This window comes from Lysinibacillus sp. FSL M8-0216, from assembly GCF_038595555.1.
In the GTDB taxonomy this organism is placed as follows: domain Bacteria; phylum Bacillota; class Bacilli; order Bacillales_A; family Planococcaceae; genus Lysinibacillus; species Lysinibacillus fusiformis.
The window spans coordinates 64845-83465 of the sequence record NZ_CP152007.1 but is presented as its reverse complement, the minus strand read 5'-3'; the positions used below and the strand labels follow the sequence as shown (position 1 = coordinate 83465).

Genomic DNA, 18621 nt, shown 5'->3' with positions numbered 1-18621 from the left:
ATTGCATTACATCAATCAACTCATTATTAGAGTACCCAAGGAATACGTTTCTATAATAAATTGATTAAAATTATCATGAAAAAAGGCAGTCTTATCTTTTCTTCAAAAGATAGGACTGCCTCTTTATTATAGCTTCTTTGCTTGATCAATAATTTGCATCAGCTCTTCCAAAATGTCAAAGGGTTGATGTTTTCCGCACTTCCGCTCATCAATAGTTAGTTTTAATTGCATGCCATCCATACCAAAACCAACAGCACGTTCAAATTTCATAGACTCTTCAATAATTTTACTACCATCAACATTTGCTGTTCCCTGTTCGGATAGCATAATTGTAATAAGTTTCTGCTTATCCTTTACAGAGACTACTCCCGCACCTAATCCCCATACTTTCATTCGTGCTACACGAAGTAGACGCTCTGTTTCAATTGGAAGATCACCAAATCGATCTTCTAATTCCTCCATGATTTCACCATACTCCTCCACCTGATCCATCGCTTTAATGCGTTTATACATTTGAATTTTTTGGTATCCATCAGGGATATACGCATCAGGGATATACGCATCGACACTTAATAAAATTTCAATCTCAGGTTTTTCTTCTTTTTTCACACCTGTTTGACGCTCTTCAATTGCCTCTTGGAGCATCTGTGAATATAAATCAAAACCAACTGAATCAATAAAGCCATGCTGTTGCGCTCCAAGTAAATTTCCGGCGCCTCGAATAGATAAATCTCTCATAGCAATTTTAAAGCCTGAACCCAGCTCCGTAAATTCTTTAATAGCCTGCAATCTTTGCTCAGCAACATCTGTCAATACTTTATCACGCTGGTACATAAAATAGGCATAGGCTACCCGGTTAGAGCGCCCAACGCGTCCACGCAATTGATAAAGCTGAGCTAAGCCCATTCGATCAGCATCGTGGACAATTAAAGTATTAACATTGGGAATATCTACACCGGTCTCAATAATAGTCGTTGTCACAAGTACATCATAGTCTCCTTCTAAAAAGGATAATATGACTGATTCTAATTCAGACTCTGACATTTTCCCATGTGCATGACCTATTCGTGCCTCTGGAACGAGCACTTGAATTTCCTCAACTTTTCTAGCCATATCTTCTACTCGGTTATATAAGTAAAACACTTGTCCGCCACGTGCCATCTCTCTTTCGATTGCCTCTCGAACTAGTGCCCCACTATGTTCCATCACATATGTTTGAACCGGGAATCGATTGGCTGGTGGTGTTTCAATAACAGACAAATCTCGGACCCCTACCATTGACATATGGAGTGTTCTCGGAATAGGGGTGGCTGTTAACGTTAACACATCGACATTTGTTTTTAACTGCTTAATTTTTTCTTTATGCGTTACCCCGAAACGTTGTTCTTCATCAACAATTAATAAGCCAAGGTCTTGGAATAATAAATCCTTCGATAAGATTCTGTGTGTTCCGATAACAATATCGACTTGCCCTTCTTTTAACCCTTTTAATGTAGCTGTTTGCTCTTTCTTTGACCTGAAGCGTGATAGCAACCCTACATTAATAGCAAAGTCCTGAAAGCGTTCACGAATGGTCTCATAATGTTGCTGAGCTAAAATGGTTGTAGGAACAAGGAAGGCAACCTGTTTGCCATCTTGAATAGCTTTAAATGCGGCACGAATAGCCACTTCTGTTTTACCATAGCCTACGTCACCGCAAACTAGGCGATCCATAGGACGTTCACGTTCCATATCTCTTTTTACTTCAACAATAGAACGTAGCTGATCCTCGGTTTCTTCATAGGCGAACATTGCCTCGAAGTTACGCTGATCATCATTATCAGGTGTAAAAGCATGCCCCTTTTCAGCTTCTCGCTTCGCATAAAGCTTAATTAAATCATCTGCAATATCCTGTACAGCTGATGATACCTTAGCTTTAGCTTTTTTCCACTCTGCGCCACCTAATTTATGTAGCTTCGGTTCTCGGTCCTCTGATGCCACATACTTTTGGATTAAGTCTATTTGCTCGACAGGTACATATAATTTATCGTCTGCACGATATCGAATATGCAAGTAATCCTTATGTGTTCCATTTACCTCTAATGTTTCTACACCAATATATTTCCCTATTCCGTGGTGAACATGAACAACATAATCACCAGGTTTAATTTCCGTATAGCTTTTAATGCGTTCAGCATTCGTCATTTTTTGCGTACGTGCTTTTTTCTTAGCCTGCTGCTTAAATAGTTCATCCTCTGTTACAATGGCCAAACGTTGGAGCGGTAATTCGAAACCACTCGACAATACTCCATCGACAATATAAATTCCAGCATCTGTAGGCTCACCTATAGCTGCATGGATATCATACTCTTCTAGCATTTGCTGAACACGTTTCACACGCTCTTTATCTCTAGCTACGATGAGTACTGTAAATTTGCCAAGTAGCCAGCGTTCAATCTCACTTTGTAGCAATGCCATTTGTCCGTGAAATTGTTGCATTGGCTTGCAAGAAAAGTTAGTCGTCTTATTAAACATTATTCCCGAAAATGTACGTGAAAATAATGAAAAGGACAGCTTTTGTTGCGACAACATTGCCACTATTTCCTTTAATGTGAAGGCGGGTTTAACATCATGAACCATTTTCCCTTCTTCAATTAAAGATAAAAACCATTCCTCTTCTTCACGTTCCCAAGCATCCATAACTTCTTGAATACGTCCAAGCTCATCAAATAGAACAATTCCATCTTGCGCAAAATAGTCGCCTAAAAAAGCCGTTTTATCATATAGTAATGACCCATATTTATTGACATAGTCAGGAAGATTTCCTTGTTGTAGCAATTCAATATCATACTGAATATGCTGATAAAGGAGTTCTTTTGTTTCCTGCTTTTTAACTTTCTTTAAACTTGCGGCTAAGGCTTTTTCTAAACGATCTGCCAAGTTCTGTCTTTCTGATTTTGTCAGAATAACCTCAGAAGCAGGAAGTATACGAATTTTTTGTAATTTATCAATAGAACGTTGGTCATCTGCCGAAAATGTTCTTATAGAATCTACTTCTGTATCAAATAATTCAATCCGAATAGGTGATTCTAAATACGGTGGATAAATATCAAGTATGCCTCCACGTAAGGCAAATTCGCCAGGTGTAGTCACCATGGAATTTCGGACATAGCCCATTTCAACTAATGTTTGTAGCCATGCATCTACTTCAATTTCATCGCCCACAGTTGTTTGTAAAAAATAGTGTAGCCAATGTTCCTTCGGCTGCATGATCTTCCTTAAACCTGCAACAGGGATCACGTAAACAGCCTTCTCCCCCCTGGCTAAGCAATCAAGCGTGGCGATTCTCTCCGCTCGTAATTCTGGAGAGGCCACAGAAAGGTCTGCAGCAATAAATTCGTCCGCTGGGTAATAGTGCACATTTTCTTCACCTAATAGCCCAGCAAGCTCATCCACCATTCTTTGTGCCTGCAGTAGATTAGGAGACACAATGTATATCGGCTTCTTTACATATTCAAATAACGCATCGACCATAACGGGACGTGCGCTTCCAGTTAAACCTGTAATAAGCTGTGATGCAGTTTGACCGCTCTGAATCTCCTGTAAAAATGATGTAATATGTTTATCCCTCGACACAAGCTGTCGTAAAACTTCCACAGTCAAAAGCTCCTTTCAGCAAAAAATTCTATTTGTCATTACTAGCATTCTAGTGCTAGTTTGTATATATTTATTAGCCATTTTACAAAATGGAAAAAGCCTTGAACACACATGAAGTGTGTCAAAGCATCCTTCCAATTATTGAATCCATTTATTGAGTGCATGATAATCTGGATATTGTCTCAGCGAATCCTCACATTGCTCACAAATACAGTGTACAGTCGTATGACCATGCTGATCTTTCTCAACATAATCATCGGCTTCTCCCAATTCGAAAATATGTAGTTTTCGAATTGTATCATCTGCATCAAATGGTAGTGTCCCTATTTCTACTTCACAATGCCGACATCGATAGCGAACTGACATCTCCAAATCATCCTCCTTTAAGCAACTTTCTACTTAAAGTATAGACATTTATAAATTAGATTATGCACTATCTTCGTGTCTTCAGTAATGTATGAACGTAAAAATGGGAGAATTAATTCTTGCTTATAGGCAAGACTTATCCATATAAGCATGAGTTTAACTTAGACTTCTGTATCCAAAAATTTCAACTAAATTCACGACTTTACTTGTTAAAATGATTCATCACATCAAGAAATGGCTTTGAAAGAGATACTTCTACAGCATTTACAGACTTTTCAATGGCTTCTTTCATATAAACCTGATCTTCCTTTGAAAACTTTGCTAATACATAGTCTGCAACCTTCATGCCAGCTGGTGGACGACTAATGCCTACTCGGATTCGATTAAATTCCTGCGTACCTAAATGTTGAATTAAGGATTTAATGCCATTATGGCCACCCGCACTTCCTTTTTGGCGCAAGCGTAATTTTCCAGTTTCCAAATCTAGATCATCGTATATAACAATTAGATCTTCCACATCAATATCAAAATAATCCATTAAGGGACCTACACATTCCCCTGATAAATTCATATATGTTAAAGGCTTAACAAGTAGAACCTTCCCCTCAGGTCGATGAACAGTTGTGTACATACCATTAAATTTTGAATTTGTTAAAGGTGCCCCCCATTTTTCTGCTAACGCATCAATTACATCAAAACCAATATTATGTCTAGTGTGCTCATACGGTTTACCCGGGTTTCCTAAACCAACGATAATTTTCATAAGTACCTCTCTTCTTTCAAATCTAATAGTCATTATTTTACCATACCACAGGACTAGAAAGCATTTTGAACAATTGCTAAATGCCATTTTAACGCTACAAAAAAAGCTAGCAAGAAAGTTTTTAGCTTTCTTACTAGCCAGATAAATAATTTATTTTACATTTGCTCTTCTTCTACGCTAGCAGTAACTTCTTCTTGCTCTGCCGAAACAGGAGCAACAATCGTTACTAATAGATAATCATCTTCACTAATAACTTCTACAGGCGTTTGATTTCGAATCTCTGCCACAGTCAGGGATTCCCCTACTTTCAGTGATGAAATATCAACTTCAATGGAATCAGGTAGTTCAGCTGGTTTCACCTTCACTTTTAATTCTAAGTTAGGCTGCATTAAAATGCCGCCCTCACTCACTCCAACTGACTGACCAACTAATTTAATTGGCACATCGACCTCTAATTCCTCCGCCATATTAATCGCTAAAAAGTCTACATGATTAACTTCATCTTTTAATGAACATTGCTGTACTTCTGATACAACTACATTCACTTTTTTCCCCTCTAAATCTAGTGAAAACACACTGTTTTGCCCATTTTTTTGAATGGATTTCTTAAATTCTTTTGCAGAAATAGAAATTGGGGTTGAATCTAACTTATAGCCGTAAATAACTGCAGGAATGGCTCCCCCTTTTCTAAGTTGGGTTAATGTCGAACGATGCCCAGTTTCGCGCTTTGTAACACTTAATACTGTACTCATATCTCTTTATTCCCCTTCCAAGAAAATTATTTACGCCTTATCAACAATCAGCCACTCAGCATTTTAGTGACTATCTTGTTTAAGGCTATAATAATATTTACCTCTATTTTTTAAAGTAGTGTAAATATTATGAAGACACATTTACTATTATACCCCTTTATTAGGAGATTCACACATAATATACTCTTTCCCTTGATTAAATAAAAAGAAAAAGGACAAATCCATCTAAAAAGATAGATTTGCCCTTTATACAACATCTTTATAATTAATCGAATAGAGTACTTACAGATTTGTTTTCGTACACGCGAGAAATTGCATCAGCCATTAATTTAGCTACAGAAAGCTCTGTAATTTTTGGAGATTTTTTATCATCCGCAAGCTGAATTGTATTTGTCACCACTAATTCTTTAATAGAAGAGTTTTCGATACGCTCAATTGCTGGCCCAGATAGTACAGGGTGAGAACAGCAAGCATAAACTTCTTTTGCACCGGCTGCACGTAATGCATCTGCACCGATCGTAATTGTACCTGCAGTGTCAATAATATCATCAATCAAGATTGCCACTTTACCATCAACATTACCCACAATGTTCATAACTTCCGCAACATTTGGTTTTGGACGTCGCTTGTCAATAATTGCAATTGGTGCTTTTAAACGTTCCGCCATTTTACGAGCACGTGTTACCCCACCATGGTCTGGTGAAACAACAACGATTTGATCTTCTGGAATACCTTTAGATTTAAAGTAATCTGATAATAACGGTACTGCCATTAAGTGGTCGATTAAGATATCGAAGAAACCTTGAATTTGAGGTGCATGTAAATCTAATACGATCACTCGTGTTGCACCAGCTGTTTCAAGTAGGTTTGCCACTAATTTAGCTGTAATTGGTTCGCGCGCTTTTGCTTTACGATCTTGGCGTGCATAACCATAATAAGGCATTACGACGTTTACTGTACGAGCAGATGCACGTTTAACTGCATCTACCATAATTAAAAGCTCCATTAAATGTTCGTTTACTGGTGCAGAAGTTGACTGCACGATAAACACATCACAACCACGAATACTTTCTTCAATGCTAATTTGAACTTCTCCATCGCTGAAGTGCTTAACAGAAGATTTCCCTAATTCTACACCCATTTCTTGCGCAATTTCTTGAGCTAACGGGTTATTTGAATTTAGAGAAAATATTTTTAATTGTGAGTTTGCATAATGATACGGCATGATGGCCTCCTGTTTAGTTGATAATTATTTTAAATTTAATTTGCTTACATAATTAGGTTTGTTTTCTTGTCTTGCACGAGCAATTGCAAGTGCATCTTCAGGTACTTCTTTTGTAATTGTAGAACCTGCTGCAATAAATGAACCTTTTCCAACTTTCACTGGCGCTACTAAGTTAGTATTACATCCTACAAATACATCATCTTCAATAATTGTTTTGTACTTATTTTTTCCATCATAGTTAACTGTAATGGAACCGCAGCCAACATTGACGTTACTGCCAATTTCAGCGTCACCAATATAGCTTAAATGCGATACTTTTGTGTCATTACCTAGCTTGCTTTTCTTCACTTCTACAAAGTTACCAATTTTCACATGGCTACCGATGTCTGAAAGTGGTCGAATATGAGCAAATGGTCCAACGGCTACATCTTCCGCAATAGCGCTTTCACGCACAACTGAAGAATGCACCGTTGTACGATCTCCAATTCGGCTATCTGCAATTTGAGTATTTGGGCCAATATTGCAATCTTCTCCGATTACAGTGGCTCCTTCTATCATACAACCAGGTTGAATGACAGTATCACTTCCAATAACAGATTCCGCGCTAATATATGTCGTTTCAGGGTGAATAATTGTCACACCGTTACGCATATGCTTTTCATTAATTCTCGCACGCATTAATGTCTCTGCCTGTGATAAAGCAACACGGTCATTGACACCAAGCGTTTCTTCAAAATCATCTGTCACATATGCTTCTACAATATCACCTTGCTTTTGTAGAATTTCAATAACATCTGGTAAATAGTATTCACCTTGAGCGTTGTCATTTTTCACTAATTTTAATGTTTCAAATAACAACTTGTTATCAAAGCAATATGTGCCCGTGTTTATTTCTTTTACTAATTGCTGTGCTGCTGAAGCATCCTTTTGTTCAACAATTTGCTCTACTTGCCCGTTCTCGCTACGTAAAATACGACCATAGCCAGTTGGATTTTCCGCAATGGCAGTTAAAATTGTTGCTTTAGCATTCTTTGCCTGATGATGCTCAAATAGAGCCTGCATAGTTTCGGGACGAATTAGCGGTGTGTCACCACAAACAACTAAAGTTGTTCCTTCTTCATTCCCTAGAATTCCCTCAGCTTGTTGAACAGCATGTGCTGTCCCTAACTGTTCGGCTTGAAGAACATACTCACTTTTATCTCCCAGCTGATGTTGCACTTTTTCTGCACCGTGTCCAACAACCGTTACAATGCGATTCACATCTAACGTTTGAATATGATCCACCACATGTTGTACCATCGGTTTCCCACAAACTGGATGGAGCACTTTATATAATTTGGACTTCATACGTGTACCTTGACCTGCAGCCAAAATGACAGCAAAAATATTGCTCATCTGTAAGTCCTCCAATACGCTCATTTTCTCTTATGACTATATAGCATAATTCATCTATTTTCAAGGCATGTAGAGTTGACAAAAAGATGAATTCCAAAAACCACTGCACCTTCTGCTCGAATGTCATAAAGTATATCCTAAAACTGCTGGTTTTCTCTTTTTATCAAAATAAAAAGAACTCTTCAAATTTGAAGAGTTCTTAAAATTTTTGACTAATAAAATCAACTTTAAATTGTAACTACTTCTTGAATAGTTAGTTATTACCTTTTAACTATACACCAATGCCCTCTAATTCTACTTCTTCGCCCGTTTCTTCTAATTCACTAGAGTTGTGATAGGCGTTTAAAATAATCTCTTGAATTTTATTACGAGTGTCCGAATTGATTGGATGAGCGATATCCCTAAATTCGCCATCTGGTGTTCGTTTACTTGGCATTGCTACGAACAATCCAGTATTTCCATCAATTACACGAATATCGTGAACAACAAACTCATTGTCAAGTGTAATGGAAGCAATCGCACGCATGCGACCATCCGTCTGTACCCGACGTAATCTCACATCAGTAACTTCCATTTTCTCACCACCTCTCTCTTAGATGCCTAAATAAAATTATCATATTCTTAATTACCGAATATTTTCCTTTTTATAGTCTATCAAATTTTCTAAAAAATTTGAATACTTTCGAGAATAATATTTTTTCTTATTTACGGAATTTTTGACAATTGTTTGTCAACAATAAAAAAAGCCCCCTAAACAGAACGAATGCTCTTAATAGTGGGCTTCATTAATCGATTCTTTATTTAACAATAGCAATAACTTCGATTTCTACTTTTACGTCTTTAGGAAGTCGAGCTACCTCTACAGCAGAACGTGCAGGCTTATGCTCCCCAAAGTGGCTTGCATAGACTTCATTCATTGCGACAAAGTCGTTCATATCCTTCATAAACACTGTAGTCTTTACAACATTTTCTAAAGATGATCCCGCTGCCTCTAATACTGCTTTTACATTGGCGAATACCTGATTTGTTTGCACAGTAATATCGCCTTCCACTAATTCACCTGTAGCTGTTAATGGAATTTGTCCTGAGCTATAAAATATACCATTCACAATAATCCCTTGTGAATATGGTCCAATTGCTGCTGGTGCATTTGATGTTGCTACTACTTTCATTTGTCATGTCCCCTTTTAGAAAAATAGTTACCTTCACTTAATGCAATTGTTCGATCTTTTTCATTCACTTCATGAAGCTTTACAAGTGAATAGTAATCGTCTACTAACGTTTCGTCCGCATGTTCAGCCTCAACAAGAACTGCAATGCCAGCTAATTTACAATCAAATTCTTCTAATAAATTTTTCATGCCATTCATAGTACCGCCAACTTTCATAAAATCATCGGTAATCAAGACACGTTGTCCGCTCTTCATGCTTCTTTTTGATAATACCATTGTCTGAATTCTTCTGGAAGAACCAGACACATAATTAATACTTACTGTAGAACCTTCTGTTACCTTACTATCTCTTCGCACAACAACTACTGGCACATTTAAATGTCTAGCAATAGCATGTGCTATAGATATACCCTTCGTTGCTACTGTCATTATGACATCGATCTGTTGATCTGCAAAAGCAGAAGCAAAAACCTTCCCTACGCGGTTAATTAAATCTGGGTTCCCTAGTAAATCTGTCATAAACAAGTAACCACCAGGCAATAAGCGATCTGAATGCTCCAGCTCTGCCTTTAAATCCTGAATAACTGAACGCACCTCTGGCTCGGACATTTTAGGAATATATTTCACTCCTCCTGCAGCACCCGGCACTGTCATCAATAACCCGATTCCTTTTTCTTCGAAAGTTTCTTTTACAATCGTTAAATCCTCACTAATGGATGACTTCGCAGATTGATATAGTTCTGAAAAATAAGTTAGCGGGATCAGCTGATGTGGATGTTCTAGTAAATAGTACGTCATATCAACTAGTCGTTCACTACGTTTCCATTTCATGCGACCCTCTCCTATACACGAATATTTATAGGTAAAATTAACACAAATTTGCGTTTCTAAGCAAGCGTATTTCGCTCACCTAATATTCTTACTGCATAAACTTCCTCACAAAACCCACGTAAACCATTATAAATACGACTGACACGAGCTTCACTATCCACTAGCCCAAAAACAGTCGGACCGCTTCCGCTCATTAACGTAGCATCTGCTCCAAAGCGTTTCATTTGTTCCTTTAACATGACGACCTCTGGATGTAGCTTAAATGTTACAGTTTCCAAAACATTTCCTAATGAAGAACATAATAGCTCATAATCCTTCGTTTCAATAGCCTTTATCATCTGCTTCGTATTGGGATGCTCCAGTCCTTTAACTTTGAGACCACCATATACTTCAGCAGTGGATACGCCGATTTTAGGTTTTGCTAATACTACCCAGCAGTTAGGCGGGGCAGGGATTTCCTTTATTATTTCTCCGCGTCCTGTGGCAAGTGCTGTGCCACCATAGACACAAAATGATACATCTGAACCTATTTTAGCACCTAGTTCAGCCAATTCATCTATCGATAACCCTAAATTCCAAAGTTCATTAAGGCCCTTAAGTGTAGCAGCTGCATCACTACTACCTCCAGCAAGGCCGGCAGCAATAGGGATTTCTTTTTCAATAGTAATGGATACACCTTGTTTAATGCCATATGTATCTTTAATGAGACGCGCTGCCTGATAAGCAAAATTACGATGATCGTTCGGTACAAAATTATCCGTTGAAATTATTTGGATCACACCATCTTCTCGAGATTCAAGACTGATACGATCAGCTAAATCGACGGTTGTCATAACCATCTCTACTTCGTGAAAATTATCAGGTCTTTTATAAAGTACATCTAAAGTTAAATTAATTTTTGCAGGCGCCTTTACATAAAGCATTTTTCTTCCTCCCTTATAGCAACACATATAAACAATTCCTTTTTCGCACAAGATTATTCATTTTATTTTACCATACTGAGATTACGAAAATGGAAAAAAAGAACCGTATACCCTGTTCGGAGTAACGGTTCTCTCTCGTCAGCTGTATTTGTTGTGTCAGTAAGGATTTTCATCCTTACTGAATGAAACTTAATAAGTCGTCTATTTTATTAGAAATAGTCTACTTACGCTCTTGCTCATTACTTGCTCGTTCAGCCATTTCAATGGCACGTTTGACCATATTACCAGCATCTCGAGCTTTTATGCCGCCCCAGCCTTCCTTTTGCACAACATCATAAAATCCAAGTTCTTTTGCGATCTCTTCTTTTAATCGAGGTGACATGATACCCTTTCTAGGCATATAAACTCCTCCTTTAACAACTGACCACATTAGTATGCCCCGGGAAAACGCAAAACACTCATGTAGTTTTTAACATACATGAGTGTTTCAAAAATATAGAAATAAGTACTAGAAACTATTTTGCGACAGCAGCCTTTGCTTCGTCTAAAAATGTAATCTCTACTGCTTCAGTTAAAATATCTGTGTAACTATACGATACGCGCTTACACGTATTGTCTTCTTGGTCAAGTTCAACTACAAAGATGGCGCGATATGTCTCGCGTAATATCCCTGCACACTCAACCGTTTTCTTGCGACCACCGTTTGCTTTTAATTGCAAACGTTTACCCAAATGACAATCCAACGACTTTTTAATGTCCGCTAAAGTTTTTGGCATTTTCGCTTACACCTCACTAATAACTAGTATAAGCGAATCGCCCAAAAATGTCAACAAAATATAATATTTTATCAGCACCTCATAAATCTTGTCAACTTATTTTTTATAAAAAACATATATTTTTTTACATCTAAGAAAAAATGTTAACAAAATTTTTTACTTTGCAAATACAGGATATAGCGCATCGGCTAATTTTCCAAACTCTTGAATCGTTAAAGTTTCACCACGACGGGTTGGTTCGATACTAGCAGCAGTTAAAGCCTCTAGAATGAAGTCCTTTTGTGCTTTACCATTCGGCAAACCAGATTGTAGGTTATTATATATCGTTTTTCTACGCTGTACGAAAGAGGCACGCGTCACGACAAAAAGGAAATCCTCATTAATAACCTTTACTGGAGGCTCATCGTACTTAATAAGGCGAATGACTGCTGAGTCGACGTTAGGCTGTGGCATGAAAACCGTCTTAGGGACTGTCATAGCAATTTCTGCCTTTACGTAATACTGGATGGCAATCGACAATGAACCATATTCCTTTGTCCCTGGTTTAGCTGTTATACGATCTGCCACTTCTTTTTGCATCATGACAACAAAGCCACGAATTGGTAATCGATCATTCAATAATTTCATTAAAATTGGTGTAGTTACGTAATACGGTAAATTGGCCACAACCATTATATCTTCAATTCCTGGCATTTCCTCTGCAATCACTTTAGCAACATCAGCCTTTAGAATGTCAGAGTGGACAATAGACACATTATTGTAGGGGCTAAGTGTATCCTCTAATACAGGTAATAGTCGTTGGTCAATTTCAAAGGAAACGACCTTTTTAGCACTTCTCGCTAAATGTTCGGTTAATGCCCCAATGCCTGGGCCAACTTCAATCGCCCCACTATTTTCTGTTAAGTCGGCATGACTAACTATATTTCTTAATATATTTGGATCAATCAAAAAGTTCTGTCCTAAGCTTTTTTTAAATGAGAATCCGTATTTTTTTAAAATTTCCTGCGTTCGAATTGGTGTTGCAATATCCTTATGCATCATTTTCCTCCTGATCTAGCTGTGCAACTGCGGCACCAAATTGTTTTTCTGTAATTTGAAACATTTTCAATCTTTTATGGAGCTGCTTACCATTTGTAGCACCTATATTTAATAATTCACCAAGACGATCACGACGATGCTTTGCCTGCGGATGACCAATTAAACGAGCTGTCATTAAATCCTCTAGTGTTATATCATCTTCTTTTGGTACATCAAAATTGGGGGTATAGACAAGTCGTAGCGCTTCACGAATATCGTCGTCTGCTGCATGCTCAATCCCTAATCCCTTGCCATTCTTCGCAATTGTCTTTGCTTTCGGTAAAAAAGCGTGCTTGACCCCTTGAACGCGCTCCTCAATAATGGCACGTATGCGGCGTCCTGGATAATCAGGATCGGTAAATACAATAACTCCACGCTTCTCCTGCGCATGCTGAATTCGTTTCAACGTCTCTTCAGATATAGCAGATCCATTTGTTTCTATAGTATCTGCTTGTACGGCACGCTTAATAGCTGTCGTATCATCTTTTCCTTCAACCACGATAATTTCTTTTATTTGCAAAAAGGCTCCTCTTTTCTACCTTATCTTCTGACCATTTTACAACTGCATGATACTGTTTGTACAGGAATACAAGACTTATACGTACCTATACATATACTATTGCTTGGCCGCTAAAAATAAAAAAAGAAGCTTTCCTGCCAGTCAAAACAGGAAAGCCCTTAGTGAAAAACATTTTGATTTATTTTACAATTTTTTTAATTTAATACTTTAATACGCACTTTCTTACGTCCCCAGTTGCGTGCTTGGGTATCTGTTTGTACAAGTATATCGATCTTATTACCCTTAATTGCGCCACCAGTATCTCCAGCAATAGCTGTACCATACCCTTCAACCCAAACTTTTGAGCCTAGCTTAATAACAGAAGGGTCTACTGCTACAACCTTCAAGTTGGAATTTGAACGCAAGTTTATACCAGTTGCCGATGTACCTGAGCAACCGTTGCAATATGGCGTATAGGCTGTTGCTGTTACATAGAACTCTTTACCGCTTGATGGCTCTGCTGAACCACGCGATACAGTCGCTGCACTTGCAACTACAGTTTTAGTTCCGACTGCAACTACTTGCTTTTTCGGCTCTTTTAAAACTGCCTCAGATTGTAGATTCTTTGCTACAACCTTCCCATTTTCTTTGACAACTTCATACGTACGAGAAACAGAACCCTTCTGTCCTGTTGCTACTACCTTTTCTTTCCCCTTTTGCAATGAAGCATCTTGCTTCTTTTCAACTGCGAAATCTAAAGAGTCTTCCACTACATCGATAACCTTTTCTACGCGAACTACTGTGATTTTACTCGCCGGAGTAAGAACGTCCTCCAGGTTATTTTCGACACGATCGAATTCATTTAACTGAATTCCTTGTTGTTTTAAAAAGTTAGCGACCGTAGTCGAAGTGGACCATACTTGTCTTTTGTTTACGCCATCGACAAGCGTTAATTGAAACGCTCTTTGAATATCGATTTTGTTTTCTGCGCCTAGCTCAGTATCTAGACCTTGTGCTAAAGAGTCATGTTCAGATACTTTAATATTCGCTTCCTTCAAAATGTCTTTCACTAGTGTTTCAGTTGTCCATACTTTTGACTGATTTCCATCAACTGAAATTGTTACTTCTTTTGCCTGTTCCCATTGAATTGCTAAGCCATTAACAATTTTGGTGTTCAGAGAGGGTGATATTTTATCATGCGCTGCTACATCTATATTTTGATCTTGTAATAATTGTTCTACAGTTTTGGCATGTGTGGATACTTCGATTGTTTCTCCATTTGCTTCAAGCTTTACGGCTTTTTTCGTACCTTGATAAAGCACGAAAGAGATTACAGATACAAACAGGACAAGTGAAATAATTCTTATCACTGTTTGCTTACTCCTCAATGATCCTAAGAACAAGTTTTTCATGGAATTATTTGACATGAAAAAACGCCTCCTTAATACAAGGTTGGATTATACGGACTAGTTTTGACACTGTCAACCCGAAAGTATTTCTTTGAAAATTGACTTCTTTGTTTTTGCCAACCGTAAACCCTGTATTGGAGGCATCTTAGCTAGTTAACTGTCAATCCCAAAAAATTTTTTCGCATTGTCGGTAGTTGCTTGTGCAATTTCCTCGATTGTCAACCCTTTCAAACGTGCAATTTCTTCCGCCACTAATGGCACAAAAGCGGGTTCATTGCGCTTTCCACGGTAAGGATGTGGCGCTAAATAAGGGGCATCAGTTTCAATCATTAAGTGCTCAAGAGGGATATCCGTAGCCACTTCTTTTGGCAAACGTGCATTTTTGAATGTCACAGGTCCCCCAAGACTAATCATAAAATTCATAGCAATACATTCACGTGCTGTCTCTACACTCCCACTAAAGCAGTGCATAACACCCCCTACAGATGCTGCATTTTCTTCACGTAAAATATTTACAACATCCCCTGTTGCATCCCTATTATGAATGATAATTGGTAAATCAATCTTTTGCGCTAACTGTATTTGTTTGCGGAAAAGTGCCTGCTGAACATCCTTTGGTGATTTATCCCAATAGTAGTCCAACCCAGTTTCACCAATACCGACTATTTTTGGATGTGCTGCTAATTCCTCAATCCACTCTAAATCTTCCTGCGTGCAATCAATGGCGTCGACCGGATGCCATCCAATAACACCGTAAACAAAATCATATTGCTCTATTAGCTCCATAGTTCTTTCAATGGTTTTACGATCAAAACCTATAACCACCATTTTTTCTACTTTAGCTTCTAAAGCTCTATTGATTACATCTTGAAGGTCTTCCTCGTATTGATCTGCGTTTAAATGTACATGTGTATCAATAAACATCTTCATTCTCCTAACATAGATTTTATTAAAATTTATTATTTCATATTTTTCGTAAGCATTACAAATTTGTTACAAACGATTCGAGTTTGTGACAATCCACTTAATCGACAAAGCTCGAGTTGGTCCTATATACCTAAAAATCCATTAATTTTACAGTATATAAATTATTTCAAAATAACAATAAGACTAATTCTACTAGCAGATTTGAAAAGCCTGCTGAATAATATCTATTCAGCAGGCCATTCTTCGTTTGTTACTTTACTTTTGCACCATTTTCAAGTTTTGAATCTACAGATGCTAATTTTAAAATCCCATCTTTTTCCCCAGCTAGGATCATACCTTGTGATAATTCACCACGTAATTTAACTGGTTTTAAGTTTGCTACGACAATCACTTTTTGACCAACTAATTCATCTGGAGAATAGAATTTTGCAATGCCTGAAACTACTTGGCGTTGCTCGTATCCTAGGTCGACTTGAAGCTTTAATAATTTATCAGCTTTAGGCACCGTTTCACATGCGGTTACAGTCGCAACACGCAAATCAATTTTCATGAAATCATCAATAGTAATTTCAGGAATTTCTGGGTTCCCATCACTCTTTGTCTCACTTTTAACTTCTTCTTCTTGTGAAGTTTTTACTGAACCACGCATTTCTTCACGGATATAAGCAATTTCAACTTCATTTTCCAAACGAGGGAAAATAGGTATCCCTTTTTCTACCACTTTAATGTTTGCTGGAATAGTATTGCCGAATGTTTCAATTGTATCCCATGCTAAGAATTTGTCATCCAAACCAAGCTGTTCCATCATACGTTTAGGTATTGTTGTCATAAATGGTTGTAACATGACAGCAATTTGATGTAAGCTTTCTGCCAAATTTCGCATTACTGAACCTAATTTTGGTTTATCCGCTTCTTCTTTTGCTAATACCCATGGTTGTGTTTCATCTATATACTTATTCGTGCGTGATACTAATGTCCATAAGTCTGCCAATACCACACTGAATTGCATTTTTTCCATACTTTCTTCATATTTAATACGTACCGACTCAGCCTGCTCTTTTAATGCTGCATCAAATTCTGTCGATTGAAGATTCTCTGAAGGAATTATGCCATCGTAATATTTGTTAATCATGGAAATAGTACGGTTTAATAAATTACCTAAATCATTTGCAAGATCAAAGTTTGTGCGTTCAATAAATGATTCTGGAGAGAATACTCCATCTGAACCAAAAGGTAATTCGCGTAAAAGGAAATAACGAGTCGCATCAAGGCCATAACGTTCGATTAACATTTCTGGATAAATGACATTACCTTTTGATTTAGACATTTTCCCGTCTTTCATCATAATAAAGCCGTGTGCAAAAACCTTTTTCGGTAATGGTAAATCTAAAGCCATTAAGAAAATTGGCCAATATATTGTATGGAAGCGAACGATATCTTTCCCTACTACATGCACATCTGCTGGCCAATATTTGTTGAATAATGTTTCATCATCTGAAAGATATCCTAATGATGTAATATAATTCGTTAATGCATCTACCCATACATAGATAACATGTTTGGGATCCCCAGGTACTTTAATACCCCAGTCAAAGGAAGTTCTCGATACTGATAAATCTTCTAACCCCGGTTTAATAAAGTTATTAATCATTTCATTTTTTCGAGACTCCGGTTCAATAAACCCAAGGTTTTCCTCATAATAAGATAATAAACGATCCGCGTATTTCTTCATATTAAAGAAGTACGATTCCTCTTTTACTTTATGGACGGGGCGACCACAGTCTGGACAATTGCCATCAACTAGTTGAGTCTCTGTAAAGAATGATTCACAAGGCGTACAATACCAGCCTTCATACTCACCTTTATATATATCTCCATTATCTAAAAACTTTTGGAAAATCTTTTCGACAGCTTTTGTATGTCGTTCTTGCGTTGTTTGAATAAAATCATCGTAAGAAATATCCATTAACGCCCAAAGCTTTTTCGCAGCCTCTGCAATTTCATTGACATAATCCTGAGGATGTTTGCCCGCTTCTGCTGCCTTCTCTTGAATTTTTTGTCCATGCTCGTCCATACCTGTCAAAAAACGAACATCATAACCACGTAAACGTTTATAACGTGCTATCGCATCTGATGCAACTGTTGTATATGCCGTACCAATATGAAACTTCCCACTTGGATAGTAAATGGGTGTTGTTATATAGAATGTTTTCTTTTGTTCACTCACAAGAACTGCCTCCATTGTTTTACAATATACTTTCTATTCTAACGAAGTCCGAAATTCGTTTCAATGAAAGTTTATTATTTGCGAAAATTGTCGAATAATATATTTAATCCATTTACTGACTTAAATAAGAACCTTTTATACTATAATCAAAAATATTTATTAAAAACCTTTTAAAAAAACAGAAAAAACAGCATTCTTCTCAAAAAAATTTTTAAAAAACCATAATATTAGTGCATTAATTAATTGACGTTTATGGCATTACTTGGTATGATAACTATCAGACAAAGAAATGATGTCGAAATTTGACGAAATGCCAATATAACTTTTATAAATTAGGAGGAAAACTATTATGAAATCAACAGGAATTGTTCGTAAAGTCGATGAGTTAGGTCGTGTAGTAATACCTATCGAATTACGCCGTACACTAGGTATCGCTGAAAAGGATGCTTTAGAAATCTATGTGGATGATGATAAAATCATCTTAAAAAAATATATGCCTAATATGACATGTGCTGTTACTGGCGAAGTTTCAGATGATAACTTCCGTCTAGTTGGAGGCAAATTAATTTTAAGTCCAGAAGGCGCTGAAATGTTAGTAAAAGAAATTCAATCAAACTTAAAAAAATAATGCTTACACACCTAAA

Annotated in this window: 18 protein-coding genes; 1 reads left to right on the top strand and 17 read right to left on the bottom strand. The window is 37.3% G+C overall.

Annotation, left to right across the window (positions count from 1 at the left end; all coding sequences use genetic code 11):
- Positions 1–126: 126 nt before the first annotated feature.
- From mfd to metG, 17 genes are all read right to left on the bottom strand, one after another.
- Positions 127–3636 (bottom strand): transcription-repair coupling factor, encoded by a 3510-nt coding sequence (gene mfd / locus MKX57_RS00395; protein ID WP_342531444.1) that lies wholly within the window; start codon positions 3634–3636, stop codon positions 127–129.
- A gap of 138 nt (positions 3637–3774) precedes the next feature.
- On the bottom strand, positions 3775–4002 hold the full coding sequence (locus MKX57_RS00390) for an anti-sigma-F factor Fin (protein ID WP_008180264.1): 228 nt from the start codon (positions 4000–4002) through the stop codon (positions 3775–3777).
- 202 nt (positions 4003–4204) lie between these two features.
- A complete protein-coding gene (gene pth / locus MKX57_RS00385) occupies positions 4205–4765 on the bottom strand; it encodes an aminoacyl-tRNA hydrolase (RefSeq protein ID WP_008180262.1) in 561 nt (186 codons plus the stop codon).
- Between the two features lie 155 nt (positions 4766–4920).
- Entirely contained in the window at positions 4921–5517 is a 597-nt protein-coding gene (locus tag MKX57_RS00380) for a 50S ribosomal protein L25/general stress protein Ctc (RefSeq protein WP_090003279.1), read from the bottom strand.
- Between the two features lie 265 nt (positions 5518–5782).
- Complete coding sequence (locus MKX57_RS00375) at positions 5783–6742, bottom strand: ribose-phosphate diphosphokinase (protein ID WP_008180258.1); 960 nt, start codon at positions 6740–6742, stop codon at positions 5783–5785.
- Positions 6743–6766: 24 nt separating this feature from the next.
- The gene (glmU, locus tag MKX57_RS00370; protein WP_043990714.1) at positions 6767–8137 is read right to left on the bottom strand and encodes a bifunctional UDP-N-acetylglucosamine diphosphorylase/glucosamine-1-phosphate N-acetyltransferase GlmU; all 1371 of its coding nucleotides are present in this window, start codon (positions 8135–8137) and stop codon (positions 6767–6769) included.
- A gap of 271 nt (positions 8138–8408) precedes the next feature.
- Complete coding sequence (gene spoVG, locus MKX57_RS00365; RefSeq protein WP_025116955.1) at positions 8409–8711, bottom strand: septation regulator SpoVG; 303 nt, start codon at positions 8709–8711, stop codon at positions 8409–8411.
- A 223-nt stretch (positions 8712–8934) separates the two neighbouring features.
- Positions 8935–9309, bottom strand: a complete 375-nt coding sequence (locus MKX57_RS00360) for a RidA family protein (protein ID WP_008181603.1) — start codon at positions 9307–9309, stop codon at positions 8935–8937.
- On the bottom strand, positions 9306–10139 hold the full coding sequence (gene purR / locus MKX57_RS00355; protein ID WP_008181605.1) for a pur operon repressor: 834 nt from the start codon (positions 10137–10139) through the stop codon (positions 9306–9308). Before purR ends, MKX57_RS00360 begins: the two co-directional genes overlap by 4 nt.
- Positions 10140–10195: 56 nt before the next feature.
- Positions 10196–11062 (bottom strand): 4-(cytidine 5'-diphospho)-2-C-methyl-D-erythritol kinase, encoded by an 867-nt coding sequence (ispE, locus tag MKX57_RS00350; protein WP_089987305.1) that lies wholly within the window; start codon positions 11060–11062, stop codon positions 10196–10198.
- 220 nt (positions 11063–11282) lie between these two features.
- Complete coding sequence (locus MKX57_RS00345) at positions 11283–11462, bottom strand: small, acid-soluble spore protein, alpha/beta type (protein ID WP_025116349.1); 180 nt, start codon at positions 11460–11462, stop codon at positions 11283–11285.
- Between the two features lie 115 nt (positions 11463–11577).
- Positions 11578–11838, bottom strand: a complete 261-nt coding sequence (locus MKX57_RS00340) for a Veg family protein (RefSeq protein ID WP_004229199.1) — start codon at positions 11836–11838, stop codon at positions 11578–11580.
- A gap of 156 nt (positions 11839–11994) precedes the next feature.
- Positions 11995–12876, bottom strand: coding sequence for a 16S rRNA (adenine(1518)-N(6)/adenine(1519)-N(6))-dimethyltransferase RsmA (gene rsmA, locus MKX57_RS00335; protein WP_107922839.1), 882 nt, complete (start codon positions 12874–12876; stop codon positions 11995–11997).
- Complete coding sequence (gene rnmV / locus MKX57_RS00330) at positions 12869–13435, bottom strand: ribonuclease M5 (RefSeq protein WP_090003281.1); 567 nt, start codon at positions 13433–13435, stop codon at positions 12869–12871. Before rnmV ends, rsmA begins: the two co-directional genes overlap by 8 nt.
- A gap of 194 nt (positions 13436–13629) precedes the next feature.
- Positions 13630–14841 carry a G5 and 3D domain-containing protein gene (locus tag MKX57_RS00325; RefSeq protein WP_008181616.1) on the bottom strand — a complete coding sequence of 404 codons (1212 nt, stop codon included), beginning with the start codon at positions 14839–14841 and terminating at the stop codon, positions 13630–13632.
- Positions 14842–14976: 135 nt separating this feature from the next.
- The gene (locus MKX57_RS00320) at positions 14977–15747 is read right to left on the bottom strand and encodes a TatD family hydrolase (RefSeq protein ID WP_008181618.1); all 771 of its coding nucleotides are present in this window, start codon (positions 15745–15747) and stop codon (positions 14977–14979) included.
- Positions 15748–16000: 253 nt separating this feature from the next.
- A complete protein-coding gene (gene metG / locus MKX57_RS00315; RefSeq protein ID WP_089987309.1) occupies positions 16001–17977 on the bottom strand; it encodes a methionine--tRNA ligase in 1977 nt (658 codons plus the stop codon).
- 349 nt (positions 17978–18326) lie between these two features.
- Between metG and MKX57_RS00310 the strand changes: the two genes are divergently transcribed.
- Positions 18327–18605, top strand: coding sequence for an AbrB/MazE/SpoVT family DNA-binding domain-containing protein (locus tag MKX57_RS00310; RefSeq protein WP_004229214.1), 279 nt, complete (start codon positions 18327–18329; stop codon positions 18603–18605).
- The last annotated feature ends 16 nt before the right edge of the window (positions 18606–18621 follow it).